General features: G+C 72.3%; 15 protein-coding genes. 9 read left to right on the top strand and 6 right to left on the bottom strand.

Annotated features, from left to right (window positions below):
- Positions 1-257 precede the first annotated feature (257 nt).
- Positions 258-437: a hypothetical protein gene (locus tag IE294_RS30610; protein WP_189891444.1), complete on the bottom strand. Its 180-nt coding sequence runs from the start codon at positions 435-437 to the stop codon at positions 258-260.
- Between the two features lie 295 nt (positions 438-732).
- Between IE294_RS30610 and IE294_RS30615 the strand changes: the two genes are divergently transcribed.
- Positions 733-1,026: a DUF5133 domain-containing protein gene (locus tag IE294_RS30615; protein ID WP_189891446.1), complete on the top strand. Its 294-nt coding sequence runs from the start codon at positions 733-735 to the stop codon at positions 1,024-1,026.
- Between the two features lie 165 nt (positions 1,027-1,191).
- Complete coding sequence (locus IE294_RS30620) at positions 1,192-2,109, top strand: SGNH/GDSL hydrolase family protein (protein WP_189891447.1); 918 nt, start codon at positions 1,192-1,194, stop codon at positions 2,107-2,109.
- A gap of 52 nt (positions 2,110-2,161) precedes the next feature.
- Here IE294_RS30620 and pgm read toward each other — a convergent pair whose 3' ends face one another.
- The 3 genes from pgm to IE294_RS30635 all read right to left on the bottom strand — a co-directional run bounded on the left by pgm (position 2,162) and on the right by IE294_RS30635 (position 6,689).
- Positions 2,162-3,802, bottom strand: coding sequence for a phosphoglucomutase (alpha-D-glucose-1,6-bisphosphate-dependent) (gene pgm, locus IE294_RS30625; RefSeq protein WP_189891449.1), 1,641 nt, complete (start codon positions 3,800-3,802; stop codon positions 2,162-2,164).
- A gap of 340 nt (positions 3,803-4,142) precedes the next feature.
- Positions 4,143-5,000, bottom strand: a complete 858-nt coding sequence (locus IE294_RS30630) for a chitosanase (RefSeq protein ID WP_189891451.1) — start codon at positions 4,998-5,000, stop codon at positions 4,143-4,145.
- A 144-nt stretch (positions 5,001-5,144) separates the two neighbouring features.
- Positions 5,145-6,689, bottom strand: a complete 1,545-nt coding sequence (locus IE294_RS30635; protein ID WP_189891453.1) for an MFS transporter — start codon at positions 6,687-6,689, stop codon at positions 5,145-5,147.
- A 177-nt stretch (positions 6,690-6,866) separates the two neighbouring features.
- Between IE294_RS30635 and mgrA the strand changes: the two genes are divergently transcribed.
- The 7 genes from mgrA (at position 6,867) to IE294_RS30670 (ending at position 11,696) form a co-directional block, all read left to right on the top strand.
- Positions 6,867-7,910, top strand: a complete 1,044-nt coding sequence (mgrA, locus tag IE294_RS30640) for an L-glyceraldehyde 3-phosphate reductase (protein WP_189891455.1) — start codon at positions 6,867-6,869, stop codon at positions 7,908-7,910.
- A gap of 140 nt (positions 7,911-8,050) precedes the next feature.
- Complete coding sequence (locus tag IE294_RS30645; RefSeq protein ID WP_189891457.1) at positions 8,051-8,227, top strand: hypothetical protein; 177 nt, start codon at positions 8,051-8,053, stop codon at positions 8,225-8,227.
- Between the two features lie 111 nt (positions 8,228-8,338).
- The gene (locus IE294_RS30650; RefSeq protein WP_189891459.1) at positions 8,339-8,824 is read left to right on the top strand and encodes a cation:proton antiporter regulatory subunit; all 486 of its coding nucleotides are present in this window, start codon (positions 8,339-8,341) and stop codon (positions 8,822-8,824) included.
- Between the two features lie 5 nt (positions 8,825-8,829).
- Positions 8,830-10,095 carry a cation:proton antiporter gene (locus IE294_RS30655; RefSeq protein WP_189891461.1) on the top strand — a complete coding sequence of 422 codons (1,266 nt, stop codon included), beginning with the start codon at positions 8,830-8,832 and terminating at the stop codon, positions 10,093-10,095.
- 34 nt (positions 10,096-10,129) lie between these two features.
- Positions 10,130-10,750 (top strand): DedA family protein, encoded by a 621-nt coding sequence (locus tag IE294_RS30660; protein WP_189891463.1) that lies wholly within the window; start codon positions 10,130-10,132, stop codon positions 10,748-10,750.
- Positions 10,751-10,832: 82 nt separating this feature from the next.
- Positions 10,833-11,006, top strand: a complete 174-nt coding sequence (locus IE294_RS30665) for a CsbD family protein (RefSeq protein WP_189891465.1) — start codon at positions 10,833-10,835, stop codon at positions 11,004-11,006.
- Positions 11,007-11,246: 240 nt separating this feature from the next.
- A complete protein-coding gene (locus IE294_RS30670; protein ID WP_189891467.1) occupies positions 11,247-11,696 on the top strand; it encodes an ATP-binding protein in 450 nt (149 codons plus the stop codon).
- A gap of 18 nt (positions 11,697-11,714) precedes the next feature.
- Here IE294_RS30670 and IE294_RS30675 read toward each other — a convergent pair whose 3' ends face one another.
- Both IE294_RS30675 and IE294_RS30680 read right to left on the bottom strand, forming a co-directional pair.
- Positions 11,715-14,126: a SpoIIE family protein phosphatase gene (locus IE294_RS30675; RefSeq protein WP_189891469.1), complete on the bottom strand. Its 2,412-nt coding sequence runs from the start codon at positions 14,124-14,126 to the stop codon at positions 11,715-11,717.
- Positions 14,127-14,187: 61 nt separating this feature from the next.
- Positions 14,188-18,444, bottom strand: coding sequence for a HAMP domain-containing protein (locus IE294_RS30680; RefSeq protein ID WP_189891470.1), 4,257 nt, complete (start codon positions 18,442-18,444; stop codon positions 14,188-14,190).
- Positions 18,445-18,500: the final 56 nt, after the last annotated feature.

Genomic DNA, 18,500 nt, shown 5'->3' on the forward strand with positions numbered 1-18,500 from the left:
GCCCTGATCCGGCACATCCCGGGCGGAGAGCACCCGACCGGGTGACGCACGGGCACACCGCCGTGCACCGCGCGCCCCACGAAGACGGCTTCGCCGGGCAGCCGGGCGTCGCCGGGCGGGGAGGGAGACGGCCCAGGGGCAACGGTGCTCGGCGCCGAGGTGGATGACGTGGCCGACCACTCACTCTCGGCCCTGAACAGAAGGCGAGGTGTCACGCCTCGCCTTCGCCGCGACCCCACGGCGTCCGGGAGCCCGGCTCAGCGGTGCCGCATCCCGGCCGCCAGTGTCCGTGTCCCGGGCGCGTCCACCGCATCGGCTCCCGTGGAGACGATCAGGTGGCACGGCATGCCCCGTGCGAAGGATTCCCGGACCTGCTCCTCGCCGCTGCCCGAGGCGCCGTGCACGTACTCCACCAGCCGCGCGCAGGCGTCCCCCATGGCGCCGAGCACCACCTTCGGCGAGCTGTGTCCCGCGCCTCGGCCGCGGCCCGCTCCAGACAGGTCCGCACCCGCACGAAGCAGTGCTCGACCACGGCGGTGAACAGCAGTTCCTTGTTCGGGAAGAGCCGGCAGACGTACGCCTGCGAGATACCGGCCGCCTTGGCTTCACGTGAGCATCCGGTCACTCACACCACTGTGCGTCAAGGGGCGCCTGAGGGGGCATGCGCGGCGGATGCGCGGGTATTCGCGCTGCGACTTCGTACATCGGCGACCCATCAGAGAGGCGGATCGCATGCTCATGGCCCACCCCGCGGTACTGGAGGACCTCATCGCCCAGTACGAGGCCCTCACCATGCTCGGCGCCGAGGAGAGCACTCCAGAAGCCCGGCAGCGGCTGGCGGACATCTCCTACACGCTGTGCGTGGCCACCGGCACCCGGGATGTCGACATGGCCCTCATCGCCGCCCGCCACCGCCTCTCCGGCGCGCGCCCGGAGGACGACTCCCTGCTCCAGACGACGGCCACGCTCCAGCCGGCGTCCCCGCTCCAGACGTCCGCCCCGGCGGAACAGGTGTCCGGGGTCTGAACCCGCCCCTCCCCCAGGGCTGTCGCCCGCCTCTCCCCCTGAACTCACCGCGTCCCGCTTCTGGTCGGCGGGACCTACCGGACGGTATACAGGCCCGGTCGAACGCGCGAGGGCCGCTCTGCGGTGGTGCCGCCGCGCGCCGCAGCGGGCTCAGGGGGAGGACTCATGGCGAACGGCAGGCATCCGGCGGGCGGGGCGAGAGGCCGGCGGCGGAGCGCCGTGCTCAAAGCGGCGCTGGGCGGCTGCGCCCTCGTCGCCGCCGGCACGGCACCGGCCGCCGCGCACCCCGGCGGACCCGGCCGCGCGAGCGCCTATGTCGCGCTCGGCGACTCCTACACCTCGGGCCCCGGAATCCCCCGGCAGGTGGACGCCGGCTGCGCGCGCTCGGACCACAACTACCCCTCGCTCGTGGCCGCCCGGCGGCAGGTGGCCGCCTTCACGGACGTGAGCTGCGGCGGGGCGACGACCGCCGAGATGTGGCAGGCGCAGGGCACCAACCCGCCCCAGCTCGACGCCCTGGACCGGCACACGGACCTGGTGACGGTGCAGATCGGCGGCAACGACGTCGGCTTCGGCTCCATCATCACCACCTGCGCCCGCCTGGCCCCCCAGGACCCCGCGGGCAACCCCTGCGAGCGCTCCTACACGGCCTCCGGTCACGACCAGTTGGCCCTCACCGTCGTGTGGACCGCGCCGAAGATCGGCCGGGTGCTGCGGGCCGTGCACGCCCGGGCGCCGCACGCCCGGGTGGTCGTCGTCGGCTACCCGGACCTCCTGCCCGACGACGGCAGCGGCTGCTTCCCGCACGTCCCCTTCGCCCAGAAGGACTTCGCCTACCTGCGGGACACCGAGAAGCGGCTGAACCTGATGCTGCGGCTGGTGGCCGGCGTGAACCGGGCCGAGTACGTGGACGCTTACGGCCCCACGGTCGGCCACGACATGTGCAAGGCGCCGGCGGACCGCTGGATCGAGCCGCTGCAACCGTCCTCCCCCGCCGCCCCGGCACACCCCAACGCCAAGGGCGAAGCCGCCATGGCCGAGGCCGTGCTGGACCGCCTGGACCGGGGACGCGGACGGAACTGAGCCGGGAGCGGCGGGGCGGCCTCCCGGGCCGGAAGGCCGCCCCGCCGCCGGCTCAGCCGCCGAGCGCTCCCAGCACCACGGTTTGGGCCTCCTCCTGCACCCGGGCGAGGTGGTCGGCGCCGAGGAAGGACTCGGCGTACACCTTGTAGACGTCCTCGGTGCCCGAGGGCCGGGCGGCGAACCAGGCGTTCTCGGTGGTGACCTTGATGCCGCCGATCGCGGCGCCGTTGCCGGGCGCCTCGGTGAGCACGGCCGTGACCGTCTCCCCGGCCAGCGTGTCCGCGGTGACCTGCGCCGGCGACAACTTGGCGAGCAGCGCCTTCTGTTCGCGGGTCGCGGGGGCGTCGATGCGGGCGTAGGCGGGTGCGCCGAAGCGGGCGGTCAGGTCGGCGTAGTGCTCCGAGGGGGTCTTGTCGGTGACGGCCGTGATCTCGGAGGCGAGCAGGGCGAGGATGATGCCGTCCTTGTCGGTGGTCCACACCGAGCCGTCCCGGCGCAGGAAGGACGCGCCGGCCGACTCCTCGCCGCCGAACCCGAGGTCGCCGCCGACCAGTCCGTCCACGAACCACTTGAAGCCGACGGGTACCTCGACGAGCCGGCGGCCGAGGTCCCCGGCGACCCGGTCGATCATCGTGGAGGAGACGAGGGTCTTGCCGATGCCCGCGGCGGCCGGCCACTGCTCGCGGTGCCGGAAGAGGTAGGAGATGGCGACGGCGAGGTAGTGGTTGGGGTTCATCAGGCCCGCGTCCGGGGTGACGATGCCGTGCCGGTCGGCGTCGGCGTCGTTGCCGGTGGCGATGCGGAAGCGGTCGCGCTGCTCGATGAGGGAGGCCATGGCGTACGGCGAGGAGCAGTCCATGCGGATCTGGCCGTCCCAGTCCAGCGTCATGAACCGCCAGGTGGGGTCGGTGTGCGGGTTGACCACGGTCAGGTCGATGCCGTGCTGCTCGGCGATCCGGCCCCAGTAGGCGACGGAGGCGCCGCCGAGCGGGTCGGCGCCGATGCGCACGCCGGACGCGCGGACGGCGTCCAGGTCCAGGACGCCGGGCAGATCGGTGACGTACGTGCCGAGGAAGTCGTACCGCCGGGTGGTGTCCGCGGCGAGCGCGCGGGCGTACGGCAGGCGGCGTACGTCCTTCAGGCCGCCCGTGATGATCTGGTTGGCGCGGTCCTGGATCCAGGAGGTGGCGTCGGAGGCCGCCGGGCCGCCGCTCGGCGGGTTGTACTTGAAGCCGCCGTCGGCGGGCGGGTTGTGCGACGGGGTGACGACCACTCCGTCGGCTAGGCCCGTGGTGCGGCCCCGGTTGTGCGTCAGGATCGCGTGCGAGACGGCGGGCGTGGGCGTGTAGCCGTCCGCGCTGTCGATGAGGACGGTCACCTCGTTGGCGGCGAACACCTCCAGCGCGGTGGCCTTGGCCGGCTCGGACAGGGCGTGGGTGTCGGCGCCCAGGAAGAGCGGTCCGTCGGTGCCCTGGGCGGCCCGGTACTCGCAGATGGCCTGGCTGGTGGCGGCGATGTGGTCCTCGTTGAAGGCGCTCGCCAGGGACGAGCCGCGGTGGCCCGAGGTGCCGAACGCCACCCGCTGTCCCGGGTCGGCCGGGTCGGGGTGCAGCGTGTAGTACGCCGTGACCAGCCGGGCCACGTCGACAAGGTCCTCGGGACCGGCCGGCCGGCCGGCGCGCTCGTGCGCCATGAGTCCGTTCCTCCGCTTCGGTGGGTCGTTCGCTCACCGCCCATCTTTCCTCGCCCGGGGCATGCCATGCGAGTGCGCCCCACCAGCCGGGACGTCCCTGGCCCGCCGGGCCTGTGATCCGGACCTCCGCTGATCGCCACGGCACCGCGTCCGCGTGTGCCGCCCGCCCGGCAGGCAGGTCCGTCGGCGTGGCCGGGACACAGGGCCGCGGGGGCCGCCGTTCGGGCCGCCGCCGTGGCGATCGCCGTGATCCGGCGCGTCACGGCACGGCGGGCCGCCGGACCGCGTTCCCCGGTACCGGAGTCCGCGCCCGCCGGCCTGCCGCGCCTGCTGACGGAGATCAGCCGATGTGGTAGCTGTCGCCGTAGACCTTCCAGTCGAGCGGGGTGTTCAGGTCGAGGTTGCCCTTGCGCAGGAAGACCCGCTGCGCGGTGTCGACGCGGCTGGTGTCGCTGTGGGCCTCCTCCTGCTTCATGGCCCACACCCGGGCGTCCAGGAAGGCGTTGAGGTACGTCGTCTCGTCGCCGCCCTGGGCCGGCGGCTTGGCGCTGCGCAGGGCGCGCTTGCGGATGTTGCGGAAGCTGGTCGGGTCGTCGCCGTCGCCGTGCATGACGATGGCGTCGTAGTAGATGAACTGGCCGAGCGCGCGCAGTCCGTCCGTCTTGCCCTGGGCGACGGCGGGGTTGAAGTAGACGCGGTCGCGTTCGTCGTTCTGGGCCTGCTGGAAGGCGGTGTCCTGGGCGGCCTTGCGCCAGTCGGAGGGGTAGTTGGGGTCCAGGCCCTGGTGCGAGTCGGTGCCGTTGACGTTCCGCAGGGCGGGCAGGTACTTCGCCAGGACGTTGCCGGGCTTGCGGTCGGCGTAGAGCTGGACGAGGTCGAGCATGTCACCGGTGCCGGAGCAGAAGCCGATGATGCCGGCCGTGTAGCCGCGGCCGTCGCGGATGTCCTCGATGTACTTGTACTGGGCCTTCCAGTCGAGCGAGGAGTTCTCCGCGCTCGACACCAGCTTCATGGCGATCTCCTTCTTCGCCGGGTCGTCCAGCCCCGGCGCGGCGGCCGAGGCCGTGCCGGCGCGGGAGACGCCGAGCAGGGCGCCCGAGGCGACGGCGCCGAGCGCGGCGACGACGGTCCGGCGGGAGAGACGGGAGAGGCCGGCGGGGCTCGCGGGGGCTGCCGCTTCGCGGTCTGCGTACACCACAGGGGCTCCAAGGGGGAGTGGGGGGTGGGAAGTTGGTCCGCACCAGTACTGGTAGGAAAGTTTCCTATCAAACGTGGTGCGGACCGGTAACCCGGCAGACCGGAAGTTCGTAGGATCGGACAAGCCTCCCGGCGCGGCCGTGGCTCAGCCGCGCCGCGCCTCACCCCGCTCCTGCGCGAGGGCGTACAACTCCTGGGAGGCGCTGATGAGTTCGCGCCTCTCCTCCCGCGAACCGACCATCGGCTGGGAGCCCTTGAGCGGGACCTGGGCGCTCTCGGGGAGGAACCGCACGGTGAGCAGGCCGATGGCGCCGGCCAGCATCAAGTAGTAGGCGGGCATGAGGTCGTCGCCGGTGAGGCTGACCAGCGCGGCGGTGACCAGCGGGGTGGTGCCGCCGAACGCGGCGACGGCGATGTTGAAGCCGATGCCCATGGCCGCGTAGCGGACGGCGGTCGGGAACAGGGCCGGCAGGGTGGCCGCGCTGGGGGCGGCGAAGCAGGCCAGCAGCGTGGCCAGGAGCAGTACCCCGAGGACCGGCGGCCAGGTGCCGTGCGCCTTGATGAGCAGGAAGGCGGGGACGGCGAGCACGATCATCGCCGCCGCGGCGACGGCGTAGAGCGGGCGCCGGCCGACCCGGTCGCTGAGCCGGCCGAGGAAGGTGATCAGGACGACGATCCACACCATCCCGACGAGCACCATGAGGTCCGCGGAACCGCTGGAGCGGTGCAGGGTCTCGGTCTGGTAGGTCGGCAGATAGCCGGTGACCATGTAGTTCGTGACGTTGTAGAGCAGCACCAGGCCCATGCAGACGAGCAGGGGCCGCCAGTGGTTCCTGACGATGTCCTTGAACTCGCCGCCCGCCGACTCCTGCGCCAGCGTCTTCTCGTGGTCGTCCAGTTGCTGCTGGAAGGCCGGGGACTCCTCCAGCTTCAGCCGCATGTAGAGGCCGATCACGCCGAGCGGCCCGGCGATCAGGAACGGCACGCGCCAGCCCCAGGAGAGCATCTGCTCGTCCGTCAGGGCCAGGTTGAGCAGGGTGACCAGGGCCGAGCCGAGGGCGTAGCCGGTGAAGGTGCCGAAGTCCAGCCAGCTGGAGAGGAAGCCGCGCCGGCGGTCCGGGGAGTACTCGGCGACGAAGGTGGTGGCTCCGCCGTACTCGCCGCCGGTGGAGAAGCCCTGGACCATGCGGGCCAGCAGGAGCAGCACGGGCGCGGCGAGGCCGATGGTGGAGTAGCCGGGGATCACGCCGATGGCGAAGGTGCCGGCCGCCATCATGATCATGGTGGTGGCGAGCACCTTCTGCCGCCCGATCCGGTCGCCGAGCGGACCGAAGACCAGCCCGCCGAGGGGCCGTACGACGAAGGCGGCGGCGAAGGTCGCGAACGAGGAGATGACCTGGGCGGCCGGGGAGGCTCCGGGGAAGAACACCTTGCCGATGGTGGCGGCGAGGTAGCTGTAGACGCCGAAGTCGAACCATTCCATGCAGTTGCCGAGCGCGGAGGCGCCGACGGCGCGCCGGAGCAGCGGGGGCTCGACGACCTGGACGTCGTCCGGGCGGAAGGCGCCCCGCTTGCGGCGCAGCCTGCGGGTCAGCTCCTCCCGGACCTGACGCGGCAGCCGCGCCACCGCCCCCGGTACCCGCCGCCCGTCGCGTTCCTCCCGTTCCCCGCCGGACCGCGCACCGCTCATGAGCGCCTCCTCGCTCTCGCTCCGTTGATCACCGCCTGCCCCTGTGTCCGATTCAGAAACGGAACCGCTCAATCCCATCCGCGACGGCGGTTGGACTTGCGCGGCGCCCCGGAGCAGGGTGGACGGGCCCGCGCGCACACGCGGGGCACCCCTACGGCACCACCCGGAGAAGACCCGATGACGTACGTCGCGGACCCCGCTCGCTACGACGGCACCATGCGCTACCGACGCACCGGCCGTTCCGGACTGGACCTGCCGGTCCTGTCCCTGGGCTACTGGCACAACTTCGGCGACGACCGCCCGTTCGAGACCCAGCGCGAGATCGCGCTGCGCGCCTTCGACCTCGGGATCACCCACCACGACCTCGCCAACAACTACGGCCCGCCCTACGGCGCGGCGGAGCTGAACTTCGGGCGGCTGCTCAGGCGCGACCTGGCGCCCTACCGCGACGAGCTGGTGATCTCCACCAAGGCCGGCTGGGACATGTGGCCCGGCCCCTACGGGCAGGGCGGCGGCTCCCGCAAGTACCTGCTGGCCTCCCTGGACCAGTCGCTCGCCCGGACGGGCCTCGACTACGTGGACATCTTCTACTCCCACCGGCTGGACGCGAGCACGCCGCTGGAGGAGACCATGGGCGCGCTCGACACCGCCGTCCGCCAGGGCAAGGCCCTCTACGTCGGCATCTCCTCCTACGACGCCGAACGCACCCGGCAGGCCGCCGCCATCCTGCGCGAGCTCGGCACCCCGCTGCTGATCCACCAGCCGTCGTACAGCATGCTCAACCGCTGGATCGAGACCGACGGCCTGCTGGACGCGGCCCAGGAGGAGGGCTTCGGCGTCATCGGCTTCACGGCGCTCGCCCAGGGCCTGCTCACCGGCCGCTACCTGGACGGCGTCCCGGCGGACTCGCGGGCCGCGCGGGGCACGTCCCTGGACGCCTCCTGGCTGACGGACGACCTGCGGGACCGGCTGCGCGCCCTGAACGACATCGCGGCCCGGCGCGGGCAGACGCTGGCCCAGCTGGCGCTCGCCTGGGCGCTCCGGGACGAGCGGGTGACCTCGCTCGTCATCGGCGCCTCGCGGGTCGAACAACTGGAGCAGAACGTCGCCGCGCTGGAGAACCTCTCCTTCGGCGACGAGGAGCTGGCCGAGATCGACCGGTACGCGACCGAGGGCGGCGTGGACCTGTGGCGCGACGCCCGGCTGGGGAACCTCGACTGACGGGCACTGCACGACATCGCGGTGGCACCCCATGACATTTATCACTGGGATGGGGGAATAAGCGGGACATAGTGGACGTCATTCTGATCGCCCGCATCCCCGCGCACCACGCCCCGCGACCGCAAGGAGCCGCTCACCGTATGGCGCACGGAGCCCACCGCAATCCCTTCCCACCCCACCCCGATCTGGCCCTCGCCCGCGACTGCGAGCAGTGCCTCGGCTGGGGAACCGTCGTCACCCGCGACGGGGACCACGAGCTGTGCCACTCGTGCCAGCCCGATTCCGCCGGCGACGAGGAGGCCGCGGCCTCCGGTTGACAGCGCCCGCCCCTCCGCCCGCTCCGCCCCCTCCCCCGGACGATCACCCTTCGGGGTAGGGTTTGGCTAAAAGTTTCACCAAGAAACATTCAAGCCGGGCAGGGGGGCACCATGAGCGCCGCACGCACCAGCAGGACACCGTTGCCGGGTATCGGCGTCCGGTACGACCTGACGACACGCGAACACCGTCACCTGTCGGTGGTGGCCCACCGGGACGGTTCGCGCACGCTCAGCGCCTACCAGCGTGACGATCCGGACGCCTGCGCCCTGTCGGTCCACCTCACCGGCCAGGAGGCGGAGGCGCTGGTCGACGCGCTGAAGCCGACCCACCACAGCCCCACCCTGCTCTCCACCACGGAGCTGGGCCTGGTGGCCGAGCGGATCGAGCTGTCCGGGACCTCGCACTGGAACGGACGGCTGCTCGGCGACACCCGGATGCGCACCGAGACCGGCGTGTCGATCGTGGCCGTCCTGCGCCGCGCCGAGGCGATCCCCTCCCCCGGCCCCGGTTTCCGGCTGGCCGGTGGGGACACGCTGATCGTCATCGGCACCCGCGAGGGCGTCGACGCCGCCGCCGCGATACTCGGGCGGGAGTGATCCGGATGCACTCCTCCGCGGTCTTCCTGATCGAGTTCGGCGCGATCATCCTGGGCCTCGGGCTGCTGGGCCGGCTCGCCGCCCGCCTGCGGTTCTCGCCCATCCCGCTGTATCTGCTGGCCGGACTCGCCTTCGGCGAGGGCGGTCTGCTGCCGCTCGGCACCAGCGAGGAGTTCGTCGCGATCGGCGCCGAGATCGGCGTGGTCCTGCTGCTGCTCATGCTGGGGCTCGAGTACACGGCCGGTGATCTGGTCTCCAACCTGAAGACCCAGTACCCGGCCGGGATCGTCGACGCCACCCTCAACGCCCTGCCCGGCGCCGCCATGGCCCTGCTGCTGGGCTGGGGCCCGATCGCCGCCGTCGTCCTGGCCGGCATCACCTGGATCTCCTCCTCGGGCGTCATCGCCAAGGTCCTCGGCGACCTCGGCCGGATCGGCAACCGGGAGACGCCGGTGATCCTCAGCATCCTGGTGCTGGAGGACCTGTCCATGGCGGTCTACCTGCCCGTGGTCACGGCCCTGCTGGCCGGGACCGGTTTCGCGGCCGGCAGCGTCACGCTGGCCATCGCCCTGGGCGTGGCGGGCCTGGTGCTGCTGGTCGCGGTCCGCTACGGCCGGCACATCTCCCGGTTCGTCTCCACCGACGACCCCGAGAAGCTGCTGCTGGTGGTGCTCGGGCTGACACTGGTGGTGGCCGGTGTCGCCCAGCAGCTCCAGGTCTCCGCGGCGGTCGGCGCGTTCCTGGTGGGCATCGCCCTGTCCGGGGAGGTCGCCGAGGGTGCCCACAACCTCCTCGCCCCGCTGCGGGACCTGTTCGCGGCGGTGTTCTTCGTCTTCTTCGGGCTGCACACCGATCCGGCGAGCATCCCGCCGGTGCTGCTGCCCGCCCTCGCCCTGGCCGTCGTCACCACCCTCACCAAGGTCGCCACCGGCTACTGGGCGGCCCGCCGCGCGGGCATCTCGGCCCGGGGCCGGTGGCGGGCCGGCGGCACCCTGGTCGCCCGCGGCGAGTTCTCCATCGTCATCGCGGGGCTCGCCGTCACCTCCGGCATCGACTCCGACCTCGGCCCGCTGGCCACCGCCTACGTGCTGCTCCTGGTCGTGCTCGGCCCGCTGACCGCCCGGTACACCGAGCCGCTCGCCCGGCGCCTGACCGGCCGCCGGGACCGGCGCACGGCAGCGGAGGCCGAGGCCGGCCCGGAAGCCGCCGCGCAGGACCAGCGGGAGCGCCACGACCAGCAGGACCAGGAAGCCTCGGTCAGCCGGCCCTGATCACCGCACGGCCGCACCGACGTACCGTGGAGGCATGTCGCCTCCGCTTCCGGGACCGCTGGCCCACCTGGCACCACTGCTCGGCCACTACGGCTACTGGGCCGTGGGGGCGGTGGTCCTCGTCGAGGACTTCGGCGTCCCCGCGCCCGGCGAGACCATCCTGCTCGCGGCGGGGGTGTACGCGGGCGCGGGGCAGCTGAACGTCGTGGCCGTGGCGGTCATCGCGTTCTTCGCGGCCGTCGCCGGGGACAACATCGGCTACCTGATCGGCCGGTTCGGCGGGCGGGCCTTCGTGCACCGGTGGGGCAAGTACGTCTTCCTGACGCCCAAGCGGTTCGAGGCCGCCGAGGCGTTCTTCACCCGGCACGGCGCCAAGATCGTGACGGTGGCCCGGTTCGTCGAGGGCCTGCGCCAGGCCAACGGCGTCATCGCGGGCACGACCGGCATGCACTGGCGCCGCTTCCTCGCCTTCAACGCCCTCGGCGCGGCCCTGTGGGTCGGCCTGTGGACGACCCTGGCCTACCTCGCGGGCAGCCACATCACCGCGATCTACGACGAGATCCGGCGCTACCAGCTGTACGTCCTCATCGCCGTCGCCGTCCTCCTCGCGGCGTTCGTCGTACGGCACCTCGTACGGCGGCGCCGCGAGCAGTGATGCGGGCAGTGGTTTGGACGGCCGCACAGCGGCAATTCGGATGGCGACCCAAGACCGCGTCGATGTGGGGATGTGACAGGTGATGGCCGGCAACCAGAAGGCGAAGGCCAAGGCCGAGCAGGCCAAGGGCAAGGTCAAGGAGGCCGCGGGCCGCGCCGTCGGCAACGAGAGCGTGGAGGCCGAGGGCCGCATGAAGGGCGCCAAGGGCGACGCCCGGCAGGCCAAGGAGAAGGCGAAGGACGTCTTCAAGCACTGAGCAGGACCGCAGAAGCGATCCGGCAGCGGAACGGGCCCGGAGATCCCGCGCGAGCGGGCCTCCCGGGCCCGTTCCGCTGTGTTCCCGCGCCGCCCCTCAGCAGGGCTTCGTGAGCATCCGGAGGATTCCTCGGGAACGTCCCCTTGACCGGCGGTCCTGCGGGTAACCGGGCAGGGACGGCAACGACCCCCCTGTGCACAGGAAGGGCCCCTGACCCCAGAGGAAAAAGGGCAACGAGGTATGGACATCCCGCTCAGGACCCACGCGACGACGCAGGACCGCGCCGCGCCCCTGCGCTACAGCCGCACCTGGGACACCGGCGTCTCCAGCATCGCCGAGGCGAGAGACGCCGTCGCGGCCCTGCTGGCACGGGCACGGCCCGCACCGGGGCGCCGGCCGGTGCAGGATGCCCAGCTCGTCGTCAGCGAACTCGTCACCAACGCGGCCAAGCACGCGCCCGGCCCGTGTGCGCTGCGCCTGGAGCTGCTGCCCGACGCCACCGCGCTGCGCATCTCCGTCACCGACACCTCCGGGGAGCCGCCGCGCCGGCGTCCCCCCGATCCCCGGCGGGTCGGCGGCCACGGTCTGCACCTCGTGGCGATGGTCTCCCGCGGTCTGGAGGTGACCTGGCTGTCCCGGGGCAAGCGGGTCACCGCGACCGTGCCGCTCGTGGCGCCGGACACCGGCTGACCGGCCGGGCCGGGAGGGTCAGGCGACCCTGATGCCGACGATGCAGGTGTCGTCGTCGGTGTCCGACCTGCTGTAGGTGAGCAGCCGGTCCAGTTGCTGGTCCAGGGTGCTGGGCGCCGCGCGCGCCGTGTCCAGCAGATGCGACAGCGACTCCTCCACCGAGCGGTCCCGGCGCTCGATCAGGCCGTCGGTGTACATCAGCAGGGTGTCCCCGGCTGCCAGCTGCACCTCCGTCTCCTCGTAGCGCGCCTCCGGGACGGCGCCCAGCAGCAGCCCCTTGACCGGGGGCAGCGCGGTGGCGTCCGCCTCCCGTACCAGCACCGGCGGCAGATGGCCTGCCCGCGCCCAGCGCAGGGTCCGCCGCTCGCCGTCGTACAGGCCGCACACGGCGGTCGCGGTGACGGCGCCGGTCAGATGGTGGGCGACGATGTTCAGCCAGGACAGCAGCTGCGCCGGGCCGGCGCCGGTCACCGCGAGGCCGCGCAGCGCGTTGCGCAGGACGACCATGCTGGTCGCCGCCTCGATACCGTGCCCGGCGACGTCACCGACGCACAGCAGGACCAGTCCGGAGGGCAGCACCACGGCGTCGTACCAGTCGCCGCCGACCAGGTGCTCGGTCTCGGCGGGCCGGTAGCGCACCGCCACCTGGAGGCCGGACACCCGCAGCGGGGCCTGGGCCGGGGGCATGATGGCGTGCTGGAGCTGGAGGGTGAGCCGGTTGCGCTCCACGGCCTGCTGCTCGGTGTGGGCCAGCTGGTCGCGGGTGGCGGCGAGGGCGACCTCGGTCCAGTGCTGGGCCGAGATGTCCTGGTAGGCGCCGCGGACGCCGAAGAGCTGGCCGCCGGTGTCGAGGACGGGCTCGGCGACCACCCGGATGTGCCGGGTCACGCCGTCCGGGCGCAGCAGCCGGAACGCGGCGGAGGCGGGCCTGCGGTGGTGCAGCACGGTGCGCAGGAAGCGGCCGAGGATGACGGCGTCGTCGGGGTGGGCGTGGGCCGGCAGGTCCTGGAGCGCGACCGGGGGGCTCGTGGGCGGGCGGCCGTACAGGCTGAAGAGCTGGCCGTTCCAGGTGATCTCGCCGGTGAGCAGGTTCTCCTCGAAACCGCCGATCCGGCCGAGCCGCTGGGCGTGCTGGAGCAGGCTGGCCAGCCGCGCGGTCTCGTCCTCGATACGCCAGATCAGCAGCACGGCGGAGCCGTGCCGGCTGATGCTGATGTCGGCGACGGCGGACAGCGGCACCTGGTCGACCAGGGCGGTCAGCCGCATCCGGCGGGCGCGGAACGGCTCGCCGGTGGCGTACACCCGTTCCACCCGCTGGAACAGCTCGCTGTCGCCGGCGGCCATCGGATAGGCCTCCAGCAGCAGGGCGCCGCCCACGACCGCCCGGGGCCGGCCCGCCGGGTCCAGGAAGCGGCTGTTGACGTGCTGGATGCGGAAGTCGACCAGCTGTCCGGTGTCGTCGAGGTGCGGCACGAGCACCAGGGCCGGGTCGTGCAGCCCGTCGGCCAGGTCCATCAGCTCGACCACGTCGGGCAGCAGCCCGGGTTCCGGTCCGCTGCCGGGCGGCGGCACGAAGCTCTCCAGGGAGTGCGCGCACAGCTCGGCGAGGGCCTCCACCTGCCGCAGGACGGGGCGCGGCAGCGGTTCCTCCGGCTTGGGCCAGGCGATCTCCAGGACGCCGTGGATCCGGCCGCCCGCCCCGGCGGGTACGGCGATCCGGGCGCCGTCGGCGTACTCGCGGCGGCCGATCGTGGGCAGCCCGGACCCGGCGAGCGACGGCAGCCACTGCCCGTCGGGCTCGGTCAGGCCCCGCCGGGCCACGGTGGCCACGTCGGGCGGGACGTAGTGCCAGCGGGCCGCCTCGCCCGGCGGGAAACCGGCGCTGCCCGCGAGGGTCAGCGAGCCGTCGGAGCGGGCCGACCAGATGGCGACGGCGACCGCGCCCAGCGGGCGCAGGGCGTGGTCGAGCAGGGAGTCGGCCATCGCCTGGGTGTCGTCGGCGGCCAGGAGACCGCTCTCGGCGGCGCGCAGCCGTACGGCGGCGGACTCCGCGACGGGCCCGGACGGGTCCGCGGCGACGGACAGGAACGCCTCGGTGACCTCCGCGACGCGGTCCCGGGCCGCCTGGTTGATGACCTCCACCGCGAACTCCAGCGGGGTCATCTGCGCCTGCTCGGTGAGTTCGGCGAGCTGACGCGCGGCCTGGGCGGGGCCGCAGCCGAGGCGTTCGACCAGGATGCCCTTGGCCAGCTCGACCAGCGCCCGGCCCTCCGCCTCGGCCTGCGCCACCTGTACCTCGCGGCGCAGCCGCTCCACGGTGGCGGCGAGCCGGCCGACCGGGGAGGTGGCGGGTACGTCGGACGACACCGCGTCGGCGGCGGGGAGCTGGGCGGGCACGCCTGCGGGCGTGCCCGGTTCGTACGCGTTCACCGGATCGGTACTCCTCGGCCTGCGGTGGGGCGGGCGCACTGTGCCGTGCTCATGGCCGTCATCATGCGGGGAGCCAGCGCCGGACACAGGCGATGAGGTCATGGGTGTCGACCGGTTTGGTGACGTAGTCGCTGGCGCCGGAGGCGAGGCTCTTCTCCCGGTCGCCCTGCATGGCCTTGGCGGTCACGGCGATGACCGGCAGGTCGGCGTACTGCGGCATCTTGCGGATCTCGGCCGTGGCGGTGTAGCCGTCCATCTCGGGCATCATCACGTCCATCAGGACGAGTTCGACGTCCGGGTTGTGCAGCAGCGTCTCGATGCCCTTGCGGCCGTTCTCCGCGTGCAGGACGCGGAAGCCGTGCAGTTCGAGGATGCCGCTGAGCGCGAACAGGTTCCGTGCGTCGTCGTCGACGACGAGGACGGTACGGCCCCGGGTGTGCTCGTCGATCAGGTGGGGCGCGGTGTGCTGGGTCTCGTCCCCGCGGACCAGGGTGAGCACCTCGCCGGGCTCCTCGGCGGACAGGTGCAGCGCGATCCGTTCGCGCAGCTCGTCCAGGCTGAACAGGTACTCCAGCGAACCGCCCGCGGTGTCCTCGGCGAGGGGTTCGGTGCGGTGCGAGCCGTGCACCAGCACCGGGACGCCGGTCAGGGCCGAGTCGGCGCGCAGCGCCTCCAGGAACCGGGCCGACTCCCCGTCGGGCACGCCCAGGTCCACGACGACGCAGTGGCAGGGCTCGGCGGCGAGGGCACCGGCCGCTTCCTGGGCGCCGACCGCGGTGATGATGTCGACGGGCGTGCCGTCGCCGTCGGTGCGGCCGGTTTCCAGATCCCGCACGACGCTCTCGGCGACGAGCGTCAGCAGTCCGCGCGGGCGCTCCTCGACGACGAGCAGGCGACGTGGCCGCTCCCGCCGCGCGAGGACCGGCGGACGCGGCTGGACGGGGCCGTCCCGCTCGTCCACGGCCTCCTGCCCGGCCTTCAGGACGGAGCGGCCGTTGCGCAGGAGTTCGTCGAAGTCCGGCCGGGCCACCGGGAGGAAGAGGGTGAACGTGCTGCCCCTGCCGGGGGTGCTGTCCACGGTGACGGCGCCGCCGAGCAGGTGGGCGATCTCCCGGGTGATGGACAGACCGAGTCCGGTGCCGCCGTACTTGCGGCTCGTGGTGCCGTCCGCCTGCTGGAACGCGCCGAAGATGGTCTCCAGTTGCTGTTCGGGGATGCCGATGCCGGTGTCCTTCACCCGGAAGGCGACGACCGCGCCGCCGCGTACGACACCGGCGGGCACCTCGTCGTCGCCGACGGGTTCGACGCGCAGTTCGACACCGCCCTGCTCGGTGAACTTCACCGCGTTGGACAGCAGGTTGCGCAGGATCTGCCGGAGCCGGGAGTCGTCGGTGAGCAGGTCGGCGGGGGCGCCGGGGGCCGTGGTGACGGTGAAGTCCAGGCTCTTCTGGGAGGTCATCGGGCGGAAGGTGGCCTCGACGTAGTCGATGAGCTGCCGCAGCGGGACCCGTTCGGGGCTGACGTCCATCTTGCCGGCCTCGACCTTGGACAGGTCCAGGATGTCGTTGATGAGCTGGAGCAGGTCGGAGCCGGCCGAGTGGATGATGCCAGCGTACTCGACCTGCTTCGGGGTGAGGTTGCGGGAGGGGTTCTGGGCCAGCAACTGGGCGAGGATGAGGAGGCTGTTGAGCGGGGTGCGCAACTCGTGGCTCATGTTCGCGAGGAACTCGGACTTGTACTTGGAGGCGAGCGACAGCTGCTGGGCGCGCGCCTCCAGTTCCTGCCGGGCCTGTTCGATCTGGAGGTTCTTCGCCTCGATGTCCCGGTTCTGCTCCGCCAGCAGCGAGGCCTTCTCCTCCAGTTCGGCGTTGGAGCGCTGGAGTTCCTCCTGCCGGGCCTGCAACTCGGCCGAGCGGGACTGGAGTTCGCTGGTCAGCCGCTGCGACTCCTGGAGCAGTTCGTCGGTGCGGGCGTTGGCGACGATGGTGTTGACGTTGACCCCGATGGTGTCCACGAGCTGCTGGAGGAAGTCCCGCTGGACGGTGGTGAACGGGGTGACGGAGGCCAGCTCGATGACGCCGAGGACCTGCTCCTCGAAGACGATCGGCAGCAGCAGCAGCGCGGTCGGCTCGACATGTCCGAGCCCGGAGGAGATGGTGACGTATCCGGGCGGCAGCTCGTCCACGGCGATGGTACGGCGGCTGCGCGCGGCCTGGCCGACCAGGGAGCGGCCGAACGCGATGCGGACGGGCCGGGTGTCCTGCTCGGGCCGGCCGTAGGAGCCGACGAGCCGCAGCTCGGGTCCGGAGTCGCTCTCGTCGGCGAGGTAGAAGGCGCCGTACTGGGCGGACACCTGCGGCACCAGCTCGTCCATGATGAGTTCGGCGACGACGGGCAGGTCGCGGTGGCCCTGCATGAGGCCGGAGATCCGGGCGAGGTTGGTCTTGAGCCAGTCCTGTTCCTGGTTGGCCCGGGTGGTCTCGCGCAGGGACTCCACCATGGAGTTGATGTTGTCCTTGAGGTCGGCGACCTCGCCGGAGGCGTCGACGGTGATGGAGCGGGTCAGGTCGCCCTCGGCGACGGCGCTGGCGACGTCGGCGATGGCGCGAACCTGACGGGTGAGGTTGCCGGCGAGTTCGTTGACGTTCTCGGTGAGCCGCTTCCAGGTGCCGGAGACGCCCTCGACCTCGGCCTGGCCGCCGAGCCGGCCCTCGGTGCCCACCTCACGGGCGACCCGGGTCACCTCGTCGGCGAAGGCGGAGAGCTGGTCGACCATCGTGTTGATGGTGGTCTTCAGTTCGAGGATCTCGCCGCGGGCGTCGACGTCGATCTTCTTCGACAGGTCGCCCTTGGCCACGGCGGTGGTCACCAGCGCGATGTTGCGGACCTGGCCGGTGAGGTTGTTGGCCATGGAGTTGACGTTGTCGGTGAGGTCCTTCCAGGTGCCGGCCACATGGGGCACGTGCGCCTGGCCGCCGAGCCGGCCCTCGGTACCCACCTCGCGGGCCACCCGGGTCACCTCGTCGGCGAACGCCGACAGGGTGTCGACCATGGTGTTGATCACATCGGCGAGGGCGGCGACCTCGCCCTTGGCCTCGACGGTGATCTTCTGGGACAGATCGCCCTTGGCGACGGCGGTGGCGACCTGGGCGATGGAGCGGACCTGGCCGGTGAGGTTGGAGGCCATCACGTTGACGTTGTCGGTGAGGTCCTTCCAGGTGCCGGCGACCCCGCGCACCTGGGCCTGCCCGCCGAGCCGGCCCTCCGTACCCACTTCGCGGGCCACCCGCGTGACCTCGTCGGCGAACGCGGAGAGCTGGTCCACCATCGTGTTGATGGTGTTCTTCAGCTCCAGGATCTCGCCCCGTGCGTCCACCGTGATCTTCTGCGACAGATCACCCTGCGCCACCGCGGTGGCCACCTGGGCCACGTTGCGCACCTGCGCCGTCAGGTTCCCGGCCATGAAGTTGACCGAGTCCGTCAGGTCCCGCCAGGTGCCCTTGACCCCCTTGACGTCCGCCTGACCGCCGAGCCGGCCCTCCGTACCCACCTCGCGGGCCACCCTCGTGACCTCGTCGGCGAACGCCGAGAGCTGGTCGACCATCGTGTTGATGGTGCTCTTCAGCTCCAGGATCTCGCCCCGCGCGTCCACCGTGATCTTCTGCGACAGATCACCCTGCGCCACCGCGGTCGTCACCTGGGCCACGTTGCGCACCTGCGCCGTCAGGTTCCCGGCCATGAAGTTGACCGAGTCCGTCAGGTCCCGCCAGACCCCCGCGACCCCGGGGACCTGGGCCTGACCGCCGAGCCTGCCCTCGGTGCCCACCTCGCGGGCCACCCGCGTGACCTCGTCGGCGAACGCCGAGAGCTGGTCCACCATCGTGTTGACGGTTTCCTTCAGCTGGAGGATCTCGCCGCGTGCGGGCACGTCGATCTTCTGGGACAGGTCGCCCTTGGCCACGGCGGTGGCGACCTGCGCGATGTCGCGCACCTGCGTGGTGAGGTTGCCCGCCATCGCGTTGACGGAGTCGGTGAGGTCGGCCCAGGTGCCGGAGACACCGGGCACCTGGGCCTGACCGCCGAGGGTGCCCTCGGTGCCGACCTCGCGGGCCACCCGGGTGACTTCGGAGGTGAACACGGACAGCTGGTCGACCATGCCGTTGAAGACGGTGGCGATGTCGCCCATGAGCCCGGTGGAGTCGTCCGGCAGCCGGGTACCGAAGTCCCCGTCGCGCACCGCGGTCAGCCCCGCGAGCAGCATTCTCAGTTCGTGGTCACCCGGGACAGCCTCGGTCGTCCCGGTCGCCTTGCCGGCCATGCGCACCCTCGATCCGCTCCCCAAGAGCCCTCGCGGCGAGGGCTCGGAACCGCGGC

Origin of the sequence: Streptomyces canarius (genome assembly GCF_014650735.1) — a bacterium.
Taxonomy (GTDB): domain Bacteria; phylum Actinomycetota; class Actinomycetes; order Streptomycetales; family Streptomycetaceae; genus Streptomyces; species Streptomyces olivaceoviridis.

What these genes read in the sequence shown, in the direction of transcription:
- IE294_RS30615 (WP_189891446.1), top strand. Translation starts at nt 733, where the DNA reads ATGCTCATGGCCCACCCCGCGGTACTGGAGGACCTCATCGCCCAGTAC.
- IE294_RS30670 (WP_189891467.1), top strand. Translation starts at nt 11,247, where the DNA reads ATGGACATCCCGCTCAGGACCCACGCGACGACGCAGGACCGCGCCGCG.
- IE294_RS30645 (WP_189891457.1), top strand. Translation starts at nt 8,051, where the DNA reads ATGGCGCACGGAGCCCACCGCAATCCCTTCCCACCCCACCCCGATCTG.
- IE294_RS30620 (WP_189891447.1), top strand. Translation starts at nt 1,192, where the DNA reads ATGGCGAACGGCAGGCATCCGGCGGGCGGGGCGAGAGGCCGGCGGCGG.
- IE294_RS30680 (WP_189891470.1), bottom strand. Translation starts at nt 18,444, where the DNA reads ATGGCCGGCAAGGCGACCGGGACGACCGAGGCTGTCCCGGGTGACCAC.
- IE294_RS30655 (WP_189891461.1), top strand. Translation starts at nt 8,830, where the DNA reads ATGCACTCCTCCGCGGTCTTCCTGATCGAGTTCGGCGCGATCATCCTG.
- IE294_RS30665 (WP_189891465.1), top strand. Translation starts at nt 10,833, where the DNA reads ATGGCCGGCAACCAGAAGGCGAAGGCCAAGGCCGAGCAGGCCAAGGGC.
- IE294_RS30610 (WP_189891444.1), bottom strand. Translation starts at nt 437, where the DNA reads ATGGGGGACGCCTGCGCGCGGCTGGTGGAGTACGTGCACGGCGCCTCG.
- IE294_RS30650 (WP_189891459.1), top strand. Translation starts at nt 8,339, where the DNA reads ATGAGCGCCGCACGCACCAGCAGGACACCGTTGCCGGGTATCGGCGTC.
- IE294_RS30660 (WP_189891463.1), top strand. Translation starts at nt 10,130, where the DNA reads ATGTCGCCTCCGCTTCCGGGACCGCTGGCCCACCTGGCACCACTGCTC.
- mgrA (WP_189891455.1), top strand. Translation starts at nt 6,867, where the DNA reads ATGACGTACGTCGCGGACCCCGCTCGCTACGACGGCACCATGCGCTAC.
- pgm (WP_189891449.1), bottom strand. Translation starts at nt 3,802, where the DNA reads ATGGCGCACGAGCGCGCCGGCCGGCCGGCCGGTCCCGAGGACCTTGTC.
- IE294_RS30635 (WP_189891453.1), bottom strand. Translation starts at nt 6,689, where the DNA reads ATGAGCGGTGCGCGGTCCGGCGGGGAACGGGAGGAACGCGACGGGCGG.